This window comes from Roseococcus suduntuyensis, from assembly GCF_014196305.1.
GTDB lineage: Bacteria > Pseudomonadota > Alphaproteobacteria > Acetobacterales > Acetobacteraceae > Roseococcus > Roseococcus suduntuyensis.
Map to the genome: position 1 here is coordinate 1 of NZ_JACIDJ010000010.1, position 15225 is coordinate 15225.

General features: G+C 70.5%; 13 protein-coding genes. 4 read left to right on the forward strand and 9 right to left on the reverse strand.

Going from position 1 to position 15225, the window contains the following annotated elements; genetic code table 11:
* Window positions 1–88: 88 nt before the first annotated feature.
* The 9 genes from GGQ83_RS18990 to GGQ83_RS19030 form a co-directional block, all read right to left on the reverse strand.
* Window positions 89–1297 carry a hydroxysqualene dehydroxylase gene (locus GGQ83_RS18990; protein WP_184386573.1) on the reverse strand — a complete coding sequence of 403 codons (1209 nt, stop codon included), beginning with the start codon at window positions 1295–1297 and terminating at the stop codon, window positions 89–91.
* Window positions 1294–2925, reverse strand: coding sequence for a squalene/phytoene synthase family protein (locus GGQ83_RS18995; protein ID WP_184386574.1), 1632 nt, complete (start codon window positions 2923–2925; stop codon window positions 1294–1296). Before GGQ83_RS18995 ends, GGQ83_RS18990 begins: the two co-directional genes overlap by 4 nt.
* Window positions 2922–4019, reverse strand: coding sequence for a glycosyltransferase (locus GGQ83_RS19000; RefSeq protein ID WP_184386575.1), 1098 nt, complete (start codon window positions 4017–4019; stop codon window positions 2922–2924). The genes GGQ83_RS18995 and GGQ83_RS19000 overlap by 4 nt, the downstream gene beginning before the upstream one ends.
* 6 nt (window positions 4020–4025) lie before the next feature.
* Window positions 4026–4817, reverse strand: coding sequence for a lysophospholipid acyltransferase family protein (locus GGQ83_RS19005; protein WP_311728758.1), 792 nt, complete (start codon window positions 4815–4817; stop codon window positions 4026–4028).
* 20 nt (window positions 4818–4837) lie between these two features.
* On the reverse strand, window positions 4838–6424 hold the full coding sequence (locus GGQ83_RS19010) for a phytoene desaturase family protein (RefSeq protein ID WP_184386577.1): 1587 nt from the start codon (window positions 6422–6424) through the stop codon (window positions 4838–4840).
* A complete protein-coding gene (gene crtI, locus GGQ83_RS19015; protein ID WP_242534783.1) occupies window positions 6421–7902 on the reverse strand; it encodes a phytoene desaturase family protein in 1482 nt (493 codons plus the stop codon). Before crtI ends, GGQ83_RS19010 begins: the two co-directional genes overlap by 4 nt.
* Before the next feature lie 176 nt (window positions 7903–8078).
* A complete protein-coding gene (locus GGQ83_RS19020) occupies window positions 8079–9671 on the reverse strand; it encodes an acyl-CoA dehydrogenase family protein (RefSeq protein ID WP_184386579.1) in 1593 nt (530 codons plus the stop codon).
* On the reverse strand, window positions 9668–10795 hold the full coding sequence (locus GGQ83_RS19025; protein WP_260170941.1) for an FAD-dependent oxidoreductase: 1128 nt from the start codon (window positions 10793–10795) through the stop codon (window positions 9668–9670). Before GGQ83_RS19025 ends, GGQ83_RS19020 begins: the two co-directional genes overlap by 4 nt.
* A gap of 64 nt (window positions 10796–10859) precedes the next feature.
* Window positions 10860–11639 carry an enoyl-CoA hydratase gene (locus tag GGQ83_RS19030; RefSeq protein WP_184386581.1) on the reverse strand — a complete coding sequence of 260 codons (780 nt, stop codon included), beginning with the start codon at window positions 11637–11639 and terminating at the stop codon, window positions 10860–10862.
* Window positions 11640–11728: 89 nt separating this feature from the next.
* On the opposite strand from GGQ83_RS19030, the gene GGQ83_RS19035 reads away from it, so the two are divergent.
* From GGQ83_RS19035 to mobB, 4 genes are read left to right on the forward strand one after another with little or no spacing between them, the layout of a single operon-like run.
* Window positions 11729–12901: a CaiB/BaiF CoA transferase family protein gene (locus GGQ83_RS19035; RefSeq protein WP_184386582.1), complete on the forward strand. Its 1173-nt coding sequence runs from the start codon at window positions 11729–11731 to the stop codon at window positions 12899–12901.
* A complete protein-coding gene (locus tag GGQ83_RS19040) occupies window positions 12898–13521 on the forward strand; it encodes a class I SAM-dependent methyltransferase (protein ID WP_184386583.1) in 624 nt (207 codons plus the stop codon). Before GGQ83_RS19035 ends, GGQ83_RS19040 begins: the two co-directional genes overlap by 4 nt.
* A 7-nt stretch (window positions 13522–13528) precedes the next feature.
* Window positions 13529–14704, forward strand: coding sequence for an enolase C-terminal domain-like protein (locus GGQ83_RS19045; RefSeq protein WP_184386584.1), 1176 nt, complete (start codon window positions 13529–13531; stop codon window positions 14702–14704).
* Between the two features lie 6 nt (window positions 14705–14710).
* Window positions 14711–15217, forward strand: coding sequence for a molybdopterin-guanine dinucleotide biosynthesis protein B (gene mobB / locus GGQ83_RS19050; protein WP_184386585.1), 507 nt, complete (start codon window positions 14711–14713; stop codon window positions 15215–15217).
* Window positions 15218–15225: the final 8 nt, after the last annotated feature.

Genomic DNA, 15225 nt, shown 5'->3' on the forward strand with positions numbered 1-15225 from the left:
ACCCGCTACGACAAGCTCGCTCGGAACTTCGCCTCCGCCGTCGCCATCGCCGCCGTGATCATCTGCTGGTGCTGAATGAGTCCGGAGCCTAGGCCACGGTGCGCGCCGCCGCCCGGCCCGAACATGCCGCGGCCTCGATGGTCGCGGGCAGGTGTGGCCAGGTCCAGTCGCCGGCCAGCGCCAGGTTTTCCAGGTGCAGCCGCTTGGGGCGCGGGATGGCGCCGGGGCGCTGGCGCGGGGTGGCGCGGCGTTCCTTGACCACTCGGCAGGCGGGCGTCGCCATGGGCCATTCGCCGGGCAGGCGGAAGGCCATCGCCGCACGCAGGATTTCCGTCCAGGCGCGGGCGGCCAGCGTGTCGGCGTCCTCGCCCGCCTCGGCATCGCCCGCGCTGACGGTGACGGACACGCCTTCCGGCCGCACCAGGATCCATTGGCAGAGCGCACCCAGCAGGCCGATGAACCGCACCGGCCCCGGTCCCGTGCGCGCGAAATGCAGGTTCACGATGGGGGCATGGGAATGGGGTGCGTCCACATGGGTCAGCAGGCGCGTGGCCTCCCAGGGGGGGAGGGCCAGCACCACGCGATCCTGGGCGCCGAGGGGGATGCTGTCCTCGTGGAAATGCAGCGCGGTGGCGCGGCCACCCGATTGGTCCAGCCGCCGCAGCCGATGGTCGGACACATAGCGCCCGCCGGCCTTGCCGATGGCGTCCAGCGCGGGCTCCACCAGGTCCGGCCCCAGCCCGCGCCGCGCCACGAACAGCCGCGTGGCGCCGGGCGCGCCCAGCCGCCGCAGCACCTGGCCCATGCGGCGGGAGGAGGCCTCATGCGCCGGGGTGTTGAGGGCCGCGATGGTCAGCGGGTCCACGAAGCCGCGCAGGAAGGCGGGGTGCGCGGCCATGGCGTCGCCGATGGTGCGGTCGGGCACCGGGATGGCCATGCGCATCATCGCCGCCACCGCGCCGGCCGAGACGCCCGCCGGCCGCCGGTCCGCCCGCCACCAGCCCAGCGGCGAGAGCGCCACCAGCCGCGCCGAGCCATCCTCCAGGTCCAGCACGGGCAGGCCGTCCGGCTCCGGCTCGATCCAACCCGCGCGCGCGCCGATCTCGTCGAGGAAGCCCAGCGCCACGCGGTTTGCGCCGATCAGCGCATGGGTGCCGTTGTCGGTGCCATCGGGCAAGGCGCGGGCGCGGCCGCCGGCGCCGGGTGTGGCCTCGTGCAGCGTGACCTCGCGGCCCGCGCGCGCCAGGACCAGGGCCGCGACGAGCCCCGCCACGCCCGCCCCCACCACATGGATCATGCGCCGCGCAGCCCGAGCGCGAAGGCCGCCATCTCGATCTTCTCGCGGCGGGAGAGGCGGGCGCGCGGCCGGGCACCCGCGAAGCCGCGCGCGATCATGATGTCGAGGATGCGGCGATAGGCCATCATCATCACCCGTGCCGGGTGCAGGGCGCGGATGTCGTGGCGGGGCAGTTCCGCCTCGGCGCGGGCGAAACCCTGGCGGGCCTGCTCGGCCAGGCGCTCGCAGATGCCGGGGAAGGCCGGATGCGCCACGATGGACCGCGCCGGGCCTTCCGGGATACCGGCGGCATCCAGCAGGCTGCGCGGGATGTAGACGCGTTCCCGCGCCGCATCCTCGTCCACGTCGCGCAGGATGTTGGTCAGCTGGAAGGTGTGGCCGAGGTCGAGGCCCCATTGCTCCGCGCCCGGGTCACCGAAGATGCGCACGCTCATCGCGCCCACGCTGCCGGCCACGCGGCGGCAGTAGAGATCGAGCGCCGCTTCGTCCGGCAGGCGCAGGTGGTCCGCGGCGTCCGTCTCCATGCCGGCGATCATGGCCTCGTACTCCGCCAGCGGCACGTCGAAGCCGATGCGCGCGAGGTGCAGTTCGCGGGAGATGACGCAGTCGGGCGCCGTCAGCTTGCCGCGCCAATCGGCCAGGAAGCGGCGCTTCTCCGTCTCCGGGATGGCGCCGTCCGCGATGTCGTCCACCGCGCGGCAAAAGGCATAGACGGCCCAGAGGGCGCGGCGGCGCTCACCCTTCAGCGTCGCCATGCCGCGCGCGAAGGAGGAGCCGGCGCGCTTCACGCGGCTGGCCGCCAGGTCCGGATCATGCGGGCCGGGCAGGGGAGCGGCCAGCAACTCGCCCAGGAAGTCGAGCTTGCCCACCGCCACCCGCCCCAGCACCGGGTCTGCGGCGCGCAGCTTCGCCAGCAGCCGCCGCGCGAGGCCGATGGTCATGGCGGATTGGATGGCCAGCCGGCGCGAGGCGACGAGGCGCGGCAGGGCCTGGGCGCGGTCGAGCTGTTCCTCCACGCGGTCCAGCATGGCGTCCAGCACCTCGCGCCGCTTGGTATTGCTTGGCGTGAAGAAGGCCTCCTCGCCGCCCGCCAGCGCCATCCAGCCCTGCGGCACATAGACGCGGTCGAGCTTCGCGCGGTCGGGCACCAGGTCCTGGATGTGGTTCAGGATCTGCAGAGCGGTGCAGAGGGCATCGGCGCTGGCGCGCGATTCGGGCGTGTCGCTGCCATGCAGGCGCAGCAGCATGCGCCCCACGGGGTCCGCGCTGCGGGTGCAGTAGTCCAGCAGCGCGTCCCAATCGGCGTAGCGCGCCTGCGTCGAGTCCTGGCGGAAGGCGGAGAGCATCAGGCGGGCTTCGTCGGTGCCCAACCCTTCCGCGTGCAGCCGCGCCGCCTCGGGCAGGGGCGTGCGCTGGTCGTCCAGCGCCGCCTCCATGGCGTTGAGGCGGGCGAGCTTCTCCTGCTCCGTCAGGCTCTCGCTGTCCGCGATGTCGTCCGCCGTGCGGACGAAGCGGTAGAAGGCCATGACCTTCCCGCGCACCTCCTTCGCCAGGATCAGCGAGGCGGTGGGGAAGTTCTCGGTATCGTGGTCGCGGTTGGGCGCGCCCGGGGCCTTGACGTCCGTCATGCCCCCTTTGTGGCGGTATAGGCGCGACCTTTCCAGCCCGCCTTGAGCCCCAATGCGGACCGCACCAGCGCCGTCCACTGGATGGCCAGCGCCACCAGCACCGTCAGCGGGTGCAGCGGCACGGTCCACCAGGGCTCGCCCGTGCGGATGGTCACGGCGGCGCGCAGCGCGAACATCAGCAGCACGGTGATGGCCGCCTCCCACCCGGGCAGCAGGGCCCAGGGCCAGAGATGGGCGCCCGCCAGCAGCACCGTCCAGATGGGCAGGCCGATGGGGGTGGCCATGCCTTCGCGCGCATTCTTGATGAAGCCGCCCCAGGCATGGGCGAAGCCGTCATACATGCGGCAGACGGCCAGCGGCGCGCCGTCCACGATCTCGGTGTCGTGGCCGCGTTCGCGGAACAGGCGGGCGAGCGCGATGGCGTCGTGCAGCACGCCCTTGATGGTGGTGTGGCCGCCCGTGCCCTCATAAGCCCGGCGCTCGACGAGGATGAGCTGCCCGCAGGCGGCGGCGAGGCTCGGCTTGCGCTGGATGGCCCGGCCGCCGAAGGGCAGGTAGCAGATCAGCAGGAAATTGATGAAGGGCACGGTCAGCCCCTCGCCGATGGTGCGCATCTCCTGCCGCGGCACGCCGCTGATGAGGGCGATGTTCTTCTCGGCGGCATGGGCGGCCATGGCCGCGGCGGCGTGGGGTGCCAAGCGCACATCGGCGTCAATGAACAGGAAATGCGTGCCTGTCGCGGCCTCGGCCAGCCGCGCGCAGGCATGGACCTTGCCCGTCCAGCCCGGCGGCAGGGAGGGGGCCGCCACCAGCCGCACCCGCCCGTCGCGCGCGGCATAGGCGCGGACGATCTCGGCCGTGCGGTCGGTGCTGCCGTCATCCATCACCACCACCTCGACCTCGCAGCCGGTGGAGGCCAGGGCCGCGTCGAGGCAGGTGGCGATGTTGGCCTGCTCATTGCGCGCCGGGATCAGGATGGAGACCTTGGTGCCGGCACCGGGCGTGCCCGTGACGCGCGCCATGTTGCGCAGGTTGATGATGCCGAAGATCACCGGCATCAGCGCCAGCGCCAGGGCGATATGGGCGAACTCCATGGACGTTCAGGCTCCCGTTTGCCCGCGTGTCTCGTGCCGCGGGTCGTGGCGCTGCCCCCGCAGCAGCGCGCGTGCATATTGCCAAGTGCCGTAGAAACCGCCCATCCCTTTCCGGCCTTCCACCGCAACTTCAAATCGTTGCGGGTCGCGGCTCATGGCGTCCTCGGCCAGGCGGTCCATCACGGCGGTGCAGGCGGCGCGGATGTGCTCGGTGCGGGCGTCGCGGTCCATGGCCAGCAATTCGCGCGCGTCGAGCGGGGGTCCGAAGGCGATCAGCGCCTCGCCGCGCTTCTCGCTCCAGTGCAGGTATTCCGTGGCCTGGGGGATGATGAGCGCGTCAGGCGCGATCTCGGCCAGCCGCGTGACACCGGGCGCCAGCGGCACCGGACGCTCACGCACATCGGCGAAGCGGCCGGCGGCGTTCATCCACAGCATGTGGTGCGGATCGGCCAGAACCTGCTTCGCCGTGTTGAGGAAGCGCACCGCGCCGCGCGGCGTGCCCTGCTCAACGCCGAAGACGCCCAGCCTCTTCATGAAGCGGTACTTCTCAAGTGCCGCCGCATCAATCGGCGTGAAGCCCGGCCGGTCCAGGAAGAAGCGGCGCATCATCAGCAGGATGAGCACGCCATCCCACCAGCCGGGATGGTTCATCAGGATGATGGCGGGGCGGCCGGGGGGCACCTGCGGCAGCCCCCATTTCGCCACGCGCAGCGCGGTGAAGCTGCCCTGGAAGGTGCGCGTGAAGGCCACCTGGAAGAAGGCCATCATGCGCTCGGAGCGCAGGGCGACGGGAGACACGTCTTCCGCCGCCATGGCGGTCAGGCGCCCAGCAGCTCGGCCTCGCGCCGGCCGGCCAGCTCCGCCTCGGGCGACATGCCGCGGCCGCCCAGGTCCTTGTCCAGGCTGTCCGCCGCGATCCAGCCCGACATCATCACCATGGGCATGCCGGGGCCCGGATGCGCCGCGCCACCGGCCAGATACAGCCCCTTCACGGCGCGCGAGCGGTTGCCCGGCTTGAAGGCGCCCATATAGGCCCCGTGCGAGGCCAGCCCATAGATCGCGCCGTTCAGCACGCGGTAGCGCTCATGGATGTCCACCGGCGTGAGCCGGTGCTCGACCACGATGCGCTCCTCGATGTCGGGCATGGCGGCGGTGCGCTTCAGCTTGTCCAGGATCTTCTGGCGATAGCCGGGGAAGAGCTGGTTCCAGTCATGGTGCGGCCGCATGTAGGGCGTGTGGACCAGGACATAGAGCGCCTCGCCCCCCTCCGGCGCGCTGCTCGGGTCGGTGGCGGAGGTCGCGGCGAGGTAGGCCGTGGGGTCCGGCGCGGGCTCGCCCTTCTTGTAGATGGCGTCGAACTCCTCCTCCGCGTCGCGCGAGAAGACGAAGCAGTGATGCGCCAGGTGGTCATAGCGCTTGTTCAGGCCGAGATAGAGCACGACGCCCGAGCAGGCCGGCTCATAGCCCTTCTTGCCATAGGTCTCGCCGGGCGCGCCGCCCACCAGCTCCTTGTAGGTGCGGATGGCGTCCATGTTCGAGATGACGGCGTCGCAGGCGATGCGCTCGCCGGAGGCGAGCTTCACGGCGACGACCTTGCCGTTCTCGATGTCGAAGCCCGTCACGTCGCTGTTGGGGCGGAGGTCGGCGCCCAGCTCACCGGCCAGCCGCGCGAGGCCTTCCGCCACGGCGCGCGTGCCGCCCACCGGGTACCACACGCCCTCGCTCGCCTGCATGTCGCCGATCGAGGAGAGCACGGCCGGCGCGAGATAGGGGTTGGAGCCGACATACTGGCAGAAATGGTCCAGCATCTGCGCCAGGCGCTCATCGGGCACATGGCCGCGGATGACCTTGGCCACCGTCTGGCCCATGCGCAGCGACAGCACGTCGCGCAGGGTGGAGGGGCTGAAATTGGCCTTGAGGTCCAGCGTGTCGCCGATGCCCTCGACGGACTTCCAGAAGAAGAACTTCTCCGAGACGCCGTGCAGGTGCTTCGCCACGTCCTGGAATTTCTTGTAGCCCTCGCCCAGGCCCTTGCCGGGGGAGAAGCGGTCCATGGCCTGGGCCATGGCGTCCACATTCTCCATCAGGTCGATTCGGGTGCCGTCCTCGAAGAAGCAGCGCCATTGCGGGTCGAGGCGGATCAGCGGGATTTCCGCGTTGGGGTCGCGCCCCGCCTCCGCGATGATCCGTCGCAGCACGCGCGGCACGGTCAGGATGGTGGGGCCCATGTCGAAGCGGAAGGCGCCGCTGCCATCGGGCGCGTCGAGGAAAAGCTGTGCCGCCTTGCCGCCCAGCCAGGGATTCTTGTCCAGCAGCGTCACGCGGTGGCCGCGCGCGGCCGCGGTGACGGCGGCGGCGAGGCCACCCAGCCCCGCCCCCACCACGACGACATGGGAGGTGGTCATGTGTTCGCTCCTTGCGGCGCCAGGGCGGCGGGCCGTTTGCCGGCCGCCAGCGCCAGGTCTTCCTGGATGAGGCGCGTGGTGATGCGCGCGCCCTCATAGATCACGGGCAGGCCCGAGCCCGGATGCGTGCCGCCGCCCACGAGGTAGAGGCCCTCGGTGTCGTTGAAGCGGTTGCGCGGCCGGAAGCTCAGCATCTGCATCAGGTCGTGGCTGAGGTTGAAGGTGGCGCCATAGCCCACCGAGAAATCATCCTGCCAGCCTTGCGGCGACACCACCCGCTCATACCGGATGCGCGATTCGAGGTCATGGATGCCCAGCGTCTCCAGCCGCTTGATGGCCAGGTCGCGGAAGGGCTTCGCCTCCTTCTGCCAATCCGCGCCGAAGCGCAGGTTGGGCACGGGCACCAGCATGTAGAGGGCCGAATGGCCGGGGGGCGCGAGCGAGGGGTCCGTCACCGTCGGGTTCTGGACATAGAGGCTCGGCACCGCCGGGATCACGCCGCCTTCGATCTGGCGGATATTCTCTTGGTAGGTCTCGGCCAGCAGCACGTTGTGGTGCGAGAGCTGCGGCAACTCGCCCTCGATGCCCAGGTAGAGCATGAAGGTGGAGCAGGAATAGCGCGCGCGCTCGATCTTGCGGTCGGACCAGGCCTTGCGGATGCGGTCGGGCACCAGGCGCGGCACCGCATGGGCGAAATCGCCATTGATGACGACGGCATCGGCCGGGATGTGCTGGCCACCCACATCCACGCCCGTGGCGCGCCGGCCCTGGAAGGTGATGCGATCCACCGGCGTGTTCAGCTTGATTTCCACGCCCAGCCGCTCGGCCACGCGGGCCATGGCGTCGCTGACGGCGCCGCAGCCGCCGCGCGGGTGATAGACGCCGTATTCATATTCCAGGAAGCTCAGGATGGTGAACATCGAGGGGCATTTGAACGGCGACATGCCCAGGTACTTGGTCTGGAAGCTGAAGGCGAGGCGGATGCGCGGGTCGCTGAAGTAACGCTTGAGGTCGTCATCCACCTGCAGATGCGGGCGCAGCTGCGGCAGGCTGCCGAGCACGTCGCGGCCCAGCATGCGGGCGGCGGTGCTGAAGGGCTGCTCCAGCACCGGCTTGAAGGCATCGAGCTTCCAGCGGTTGTCCGCCATGAAGCGCCGCACGCCCTGCGCGTCCTGGGGCGCGATGGCGGCGATGGCGGCCTCCATTCGGTCCAGGTCACCGGTCGCGTCGAGCGTGACGTTGGGCTTGCCTTCGAAGATCAGCCGGTATTGCGGGTCGAGCTGGATGAGTTCGATCTCGTCATCCAAGTCCGCGCCGCAGGCGGTGAAGATTTCGCGCAGGATTCGCGGGTAGAGGAAGAAGGTCGGCCCCAGGTCGAACTTGTAACCTTCCGGAGAGGTCAAGGTACGGGTGCGCCCGCCCACCACCTCATCCTTCTCGAACAGGGTCACGCGGGCGCCGGTGGCGGCCAATTGCATTGCGGCCGCGAGACCCCCTGGCCCTGCGCCAATGATGGCGATGCTGGGACGGGGGCGCCGCAGGGCGGGAGCGGGAAGTGATGCGTTCATGCCTGGGCTGTTCTTGTGCTGCGCATCAACATGCTGCGTTGGCGCGAGGGCGCAAGCCCCCGATTGTTCACAACCACTTCTTTCCCCTAAGCGATCAGCGCCAGGACTTCGTCGGCCCCGGCGATTTCCTGGCAATGCGCCACGGCGCGGGGCAGCAGCCGCGCCATGTAGAAACCCGCGATGGGGCCATAGGCGACGTCCAGCCGGGCGGCACGGGCGAGCTGTGCCGCGCCCAGGAACCAACCACAGGCTTCGAGATAGGCGGTGGCGGTCGCCGCCACCTCGGCCGGGCCGGCGCTCAGGATGCGGCGCGTCGCCCCCTCCAGCGCCTCGGCGGCGGGGGCGAGGCGCGCATCCTCGGCCACGGCGGCGGCCAGCATGGCGCGCAGCGTGGCCCCCTGGTCGCGCGGCAGCTTGCGGGTGACGAGGTCCAGCGCCTGGATGCCGTTCGTGCCCTCATAAATGGGGCAGATACGCGAATCGCGCAGCACCTGGGCGGCGCCCGTGTCCTCCACGAAGCCCATGCCGCCATGCACCTGCACGCCGAGCGAGGCCGCGGCCACGCCCCGGTCCGTGCACCAGGCCTTCACGATGGGGGTGAGCAGCGCGAGCTTCTCCTCCGCCCCCGTCACGCCGGCACGCGCCGCATCGGCGGCCACGCAGGCTTCCAAGGCCAGGAACCTTCCGGCCAGCGTGGTCGCGCGCATCTCCGCCAGCATCCGCGCCACATCGGGGTGGCGGGCGATGGGCTTGCCCCCTTGCTCGCGCCCCTCGGCATAGGCGGAGGCGAGGTGTAGGGCGCGCGCCCCGGCGGCCACCCCCTCGATCCCCACCTGGAGGCGGGCATTGTTCATCATGGCGAACATGGCGGGCAGGCCGCGATGGGGCTCGCCGATCAGCTCCGCCTCCGCCCCCTCGAACAGCATGATGCAGGTGGGCGAGGCATGGATGCCCAGCTTGCGCTCGATCCCGCCGCAGCGCACCGCGTTGCGGCTTCCATCCGCTTTCAGCTTCGGGCAGGCGAAGAGCGAAATCCCGCGCGACCCCGCCGGCGCCTCAGGCAGCCGCGCCAGCACCAGATGCAGGGTGTTGGCCGCGAGGTCGTTCTCGCCATAGGTGATGTAGATCTTCTGGCCGTGCAGGGCGTAGCGCCCGCCCCCCATCGGCTCCGCCCGGGTGCGGACGGTGGAGAGGTCGCTGCCCGCCTGGGGCTCGGTCAGGCACATGGTGCCGTTCCATTCGCCCGAGACCAGCGGCGGCAGCAGGCGCCCGGCCTGGTCTTCCGTGGCGTGCCGCTCCAGCAGCTCGATCGCGCCCCAGGTCAGGGTGGGGCAGAGGCTGAAGGCGTGGTCGGCCGTGGTCAGCAATTCCTTCATGGCGGCCGCCAGCGCGAAGGGCAGGCCCTGGCCGCCATGGGCCTCGTCGGCCGGCAGGCCCTGCCAGCCGGCCTCGACCCATTTGGCGTAGATGTCGTGATAGGCGGGAGGGCAGCGCACCTCGCCGCCCTCGAAGCGGGCGCCCTGGCGGTCGGCCTCCAGGCGGTGGGGCTCGACCACGCCCTCGGTGAACTTCCGCATCTCCTCCAGCAGGGCGGCCACGTCGTCGGCGCCGAGCACATCACCCGGAATGGGATGCAGGCGCGTCAGGGCAAAGCGGATGTCGTCGAGCTGGCTTGTCATGCGGGCAGCCTCTCCTCTCCGGCGGCCCAGGCCGAGAAGGCCGCCGCGTCCTCGTTGCGCGCGATCGCGCGGGCCAGGCGCAGCCCCAGCACCGCGCCGAACTTGAAGCCATGGCCGGAGAAGCCGCTCATCACCCAGGCCCGCGGCGACAGGGGCTCGATGACGAAGCGCTCTTCATCCTCCACATCGTAGAAGCAGTTGGCGCTGTCAACCAACGTGAAGCCGTCCAGCCCGGGGATGCGGGCGCGGGCGAGGTCCAGGATGCGCGCCACCTCGCGCGGGTCGGCCTCGCGCGTGGGCTCGTCCGGGTCGCCCTGGCGGGAGAAGCTGTGATCGCCGATCTTGAGCGGGGTGCCGGCCACGGGGGGCACCAGGTAGAAGCCGCCCGTCTCGCCCAGCTCCAGCACCATGGGGGCACGTTCCCACTGGGGCAGGGTGGCGGCGGGCGGCATCAGGCGCACGATCACCTGCCGCGAGGCGACCACCCGCCCGCCCAGCGCCGGCAGCAGCCGCGGCGCCCAGGGGCCGGCGGCGACCACCAGCACGTCCGCCGCGCGGGTCGCGCCGTTTTCCAGCGTGATGGCGCCACGGGCCGCGTCCACCGAAATGGCGCGGGCCTGCTCGAACACCACGCCCCCTTCGCGCAGATGGTCCGCCAGCGCGCCCACGATCCGCCCGGCCAGCAGCACGCCGCCCAGCGGGCAGAACAGCGCATCGGCCACATGGCCGCCGGAGAGATAGGGAAAGCGCGCCTCGATCTCGGGCCCTGTCAGGTCCTCGGTCGGGTAGCCGCCGAGCGCCAGCGCGGCGCGGCTGGTGGCGACGCGGGTGCAGCCCGTCTCGTCAATGCTCAGCACCCCGGTCGGGATGTGCAGAACCTGGCCCAGCTCCGCCCAAAGCTCCTCCCAGGCGGCATAGGCGGCGTCCACCATCCGCATGTAGCCGTGCTGCGCGCCATAGCTGTGGCGGATCAACCTGTGGTGGTCCACCGAGGCCCCATGCGGGTTGGGCGGCGTGGCCTGATCCACCACCGTGACGGCGAAGCCCTCGCGCCGCAGCCCCCAGGCGGCGCCGAGCCCCATGATTCCGGCGCCGAGGACAAGAGCGGTTGGACGGTTCTGCATTCCATCCAACCTAGCGCATTTTCGCCCGTGTCACAGGGGCGTTTAGGGTTCGTTACCCTCCCGGTCAGCGTCCCTGCCACTGGGCGGGGCGGCGGGCCAGGAAGGCCTCCACCCCCTCGGCGAAGTCCCGGCTGGTGAAGCACATCTCCACCAGGTCATCGCCATTGATCTCGCGCAGCGGCGCGCGCAGGCGGCGCAGGGCCTCCTTGCAGGCGCGCAGCGTCAGCGGGGCATGGCCGGCCACCGTGGCGGCGAGTTCGGCTGCCCGCGCCTGCAGCGCCGCATGGTCGGGCAGGATTTCCGACAGCAGCCCCCAGGCCTTCATCTCCTCCGCCTCGATCAGGCGCGAGGTGTAGACCAGGTCCATCACCCGCGTCGGCCCGATCATGGTGGAGAGCCGCGCGAAATTGGCCATGGAGAGCGTGTTGCCCAGCGTCCGCGCGATGGGGAAGCCATAGCGCGCATTGGCCGCGCCGATGCGCAGGTCGCACACCGCCGCGATCCCCGCGCCACCCCCGGTGCAGGCGCCGGCGATGGCCGCGATGGTGGGTTTGATGCAGGTCTCGAGCGCCGTCATGATGCGATCGATCTTTTCCTCATAGGCCAGGGCATCCTCGGCCGTGCGGAAATTCGTGAACTGGCTGATGTCGGTGCCGGCGGCGAAGGCCTTCTCGCCCGCGCCGGTGATGACGATGGCCTTGATGGCGTCGTCCGTGTTGGCCTGCGTGGCCAGCTTGGCCAGGCCCTCATACATCTCGAAGGTCATGGCGTTGCGCGCCTGGGGGCGGTTCAGGGTCACGAAGGCGATCCCGTCCCGGTGCTCGATCAACAATTCATCCGACATGTGTCGTCCCTCCGATTTCCTGCGGCAGGGTTGCAGCGAAAGCCGCGGGGTGGAAGATGCGCACGCGCAGTCGCCAGGGGACCCATGCCATGATGCCGCTTTCCCGTTTCACCGTGCTCGATCTCACCCGCGTCCGTTCGGGGCCCACCTGCGTGCGGCAGCTGGCCGACTGGGGCGCCAATGTCATCAAGGTCGAGGCGACCGACGAGGTGGACACCGGCAAAGGTCTGGGCGGCGAACGCCATGGCCCGGACTTCCAGCTGGTGCACCGCAACAAGCGCGGCATCACGCTGAACCTGAAGTCCGAGGAGGGGCGGGCCACCTTCCACCGCCTCGTCGCCAAGGCCGATGTGGTGGTGGAGAACTACCGCCCCGACGTGAAGAACCGCCTGGGCGTGGATTACGAGACCCTGTCCGCCATCAACCCGCGCATCGTGCTGGGTTCGATCAGCGGCTTCGGCCAGACCGGCCCCTATGCCAAGCGACCGGGCTTCGACCAGATCGCCCAGGGGATGGGCGGGCTGATGAGCGTGACGGGCCTGCCCGGCCAGGGCCCCGTGCGCGCCGGCATCCCGGTGGCGGACCTCACGGCCGGCCTCTACTGCGCGCTGGGCATCATGGTGGCGCTGCTGGAGCGCGAGGCGACGGGCAAGGGCCGCTGGGTCCACACCTCGCTGCTGGAGGCCATGATCGCGATGATGGACTTCCAGGCCACCCGCTGGACCATGGCGGGCGAGGTGCCGCCCCAGGCCGGCAACGACCATCCGACGACCGTGCCCACAGGCCTCTTCACCACCACCGATGGCGTGGTGAACCTGGCCGGCGGCGGCCAGCAGATGTGGGAACGGATTATCTCCGTCCTCGGCATCCAGGAGGAGGCCAAGGACCCCGACGTGGCCAACGACAAGCTGCGCTCGAAGAATCGCGCCAAGACCAACGCCATGCTGCAGGCCGTGATCGGCACCAACACCAGCGCGCATTGGGTGGCCGAGTTCAACAAGGCCGGCGTGCCTTGCGGCCCCGTCTATTCCATGGACCAGGTCTTCGCCGATGAGCAGGTGAAGCATCTGGGCGTGGCCATGCCCGTGCAGCACCCGCAGCTGGGCGAGATCACGCTGGTCCGCGCGCCCATGCAGATCGAGGGCGTGGAATGCGCCCGCAACCCCACGCCCGAGCGCGGCCAGCACACGGATGAGGTGCTGGCGGAATTCGGCTTCACCGCGGAGGAAATCGCGCAGCTGCGTTCCAAGAGGGCCATTTGAGCGTCTCCGGCAGCGCGGGCTACGCGGTAGAGGCGGACACGCTCGCCCGCCTCTACGAGAGCGTGCCCTTCGCCCGCGCGCAGGCCCATTTGCTTCCCTTCCTGCCTTCGCCCCCGGCCGATGTGCTCGATGTCGGGGCCGGCACGGGGCGGGACGCGGCGGGGCTCACCGCGATGGGCCACCATGTTACGGCCGTGGAGCCGACGGCCGAGATGCGGGAACACGGCCAAGCGCTGCATGCGTCGCAGGCCATCTCCTGGGTGGAGGATTCCCTGCCGGAGCTCGCCCGGCTGCCTGGGGAGGCCGCCTTCGATGCGGTCCTGGCCACGGCGGTTTGGATGCACCTCGACGGCGCGGAGCGGTCGCGTGGCATGCCGCGCGTGGCCGCGCTGCTGCGAAGCGGGGGTATCTTCGCGCTGACGCTGCGCCACGGCCCCGTCCCGGCGGGGCGCCACATGTTCGAGGTGAACGCGGAGGAGACCATCGCGCTCGCGGAAGCCTCGGGCCTCGTCTGCGCGTATCGCGAGGAGGCCAAGGATGGATTGCGGCGTGCCAATGTCACCTGGGACCGGCTGATCTTCCGCAAGCGCGCGGCGCAGAACGTCACCAGCCAGAGATGAGGCACTCGTGAAGATCACCAGCATACGCCAGGGCGTGGTGCCCATCAGCAGCAGCATCGCCAACGCCTATATCGACTTCTCGAAGATGACGGCGAGCGTGGTCGCCGTCACCGTCGAATCCGGCGATGGCCGCAGCGCGACCGGCTATGGCTTCAACTCCAATGGCCGCTATGCCCAGCCCGGATTGCTGGCCGAGCGCTTCATCCCGCGCCTTGAAGCCGTGGGCGAACTCCCCGCCCATGCCGATGGCGGCTTCGACCCCATCCCCGCCTGGACGGCGATGATGAAGAACGAGAAGCCCGGCGGCCATGGCGACCGTTCCGTGGCCGTCGGCGTGCTCGACATGGCGCTGTGGGACGCGGCGGCGAAGCTCGCCCAGGTGCCGCTGTGGAAGCTGCTGGCCGACCGCTACAACCAGGGCCGCGCCGATGAGCAGGCCTGGATCTATGCCGCCGGCGGCTACTACCAGCCTGGCAAGGACGTGGATGCGCTGGTCGAGGAGATGAAGCGCTATCTCGGCCTCGGCTACTCGGTCGTGAAGATGAAGATCGGCGGCAGCCCCGGCATGGGGCTGCGCGAGGCGCTGCTGCTGGACCTCCAGCGCATCGAGGCCGTGCTGAAGCTGCTGGACGGGCAGGGGCACCGCCTCTGCGTGGACGTGAACGGGCGCTTTGGTTTGCACGCCGCACTCAGTTACGGCGCCGCCATCCAGGGCTTCGGCCTGCGCTGGTATGAGGAACCGCTGGACCCGCTGGACTACAGCACCCATGCGACGCTGGCCGAGCACTACGCGCCCCCGCTCGCCACCGGCGAGAATCTGTTCTCCATGCTGGATGCCCGCAACCTGATCCGCCACGGCGGGCTGCGGCCCGACCGTGACGTGCTGCAATTCGACCCGGCGCTGTCCTATGGCCTGGTGGAATACCTCCGCACGCTGGAGATGCTGCGCGAGCACGGCTGGTCGCCCCGCCGCTGCGTGCCGCATGGCGGGCACCAGTTCGCGCTGAACATCGCGGTGGGCCTGGGCCTGGGCGGCAATGAAAGCTACCCGGAAGTCTTCGCGCCCTTCGGCGGCTTCGCCGACAGCACGCCCGTCGAGAACAGCCGCATCCGCATGCCCGACATCCCGGGCATCGGCTTCGAGGCCAAGTCCGACCTCCACGCCGTGCTGCGCGACCTCTGAGGCCCCATGCGCGTGATCGGCTTCGCCGGCTGGAGCGGCGCCGGCAAGACCACGCTGGTCACGCGCCTCATTCCCTTTCTGGCGGGGCAGGGGGTGACGGTCTCCACCATCAAGCACGCGCATAGCCGCTTCGACCTGGACCGGCCGGGCAAGGATTCGCATGCCCATCGGGAGGCCGGGGCGGCGCAGGTGCTGCTCGCCTCCTCGCAACGCTGGGCCTTGCTGACCGAGCTTCGCGGCGCGCCGGAGCCGGAACTGCCCGAATTGCTGGCGCAGCTCGCCCCCGTGGACCTGGTGCTGGTGGAGGGCTTCAAGTCCGGCCCGCATCCGCGCATCGAAGTGCATCGGGCGGCGCTGGGCCAGCCCTTCCTCTATCCCGACCACACCGGCATCGTGGCGCTGGCGAGCGATGCGCCCCCACCCCCCGGCGCGCCCCAGCACCTTTCCCTGGACGACATTCCGGCCATCGGCGCCGCCGCACTTCGCCTCGCGGTGCCGCGCGCGGCGCTGTAACCTGCGCG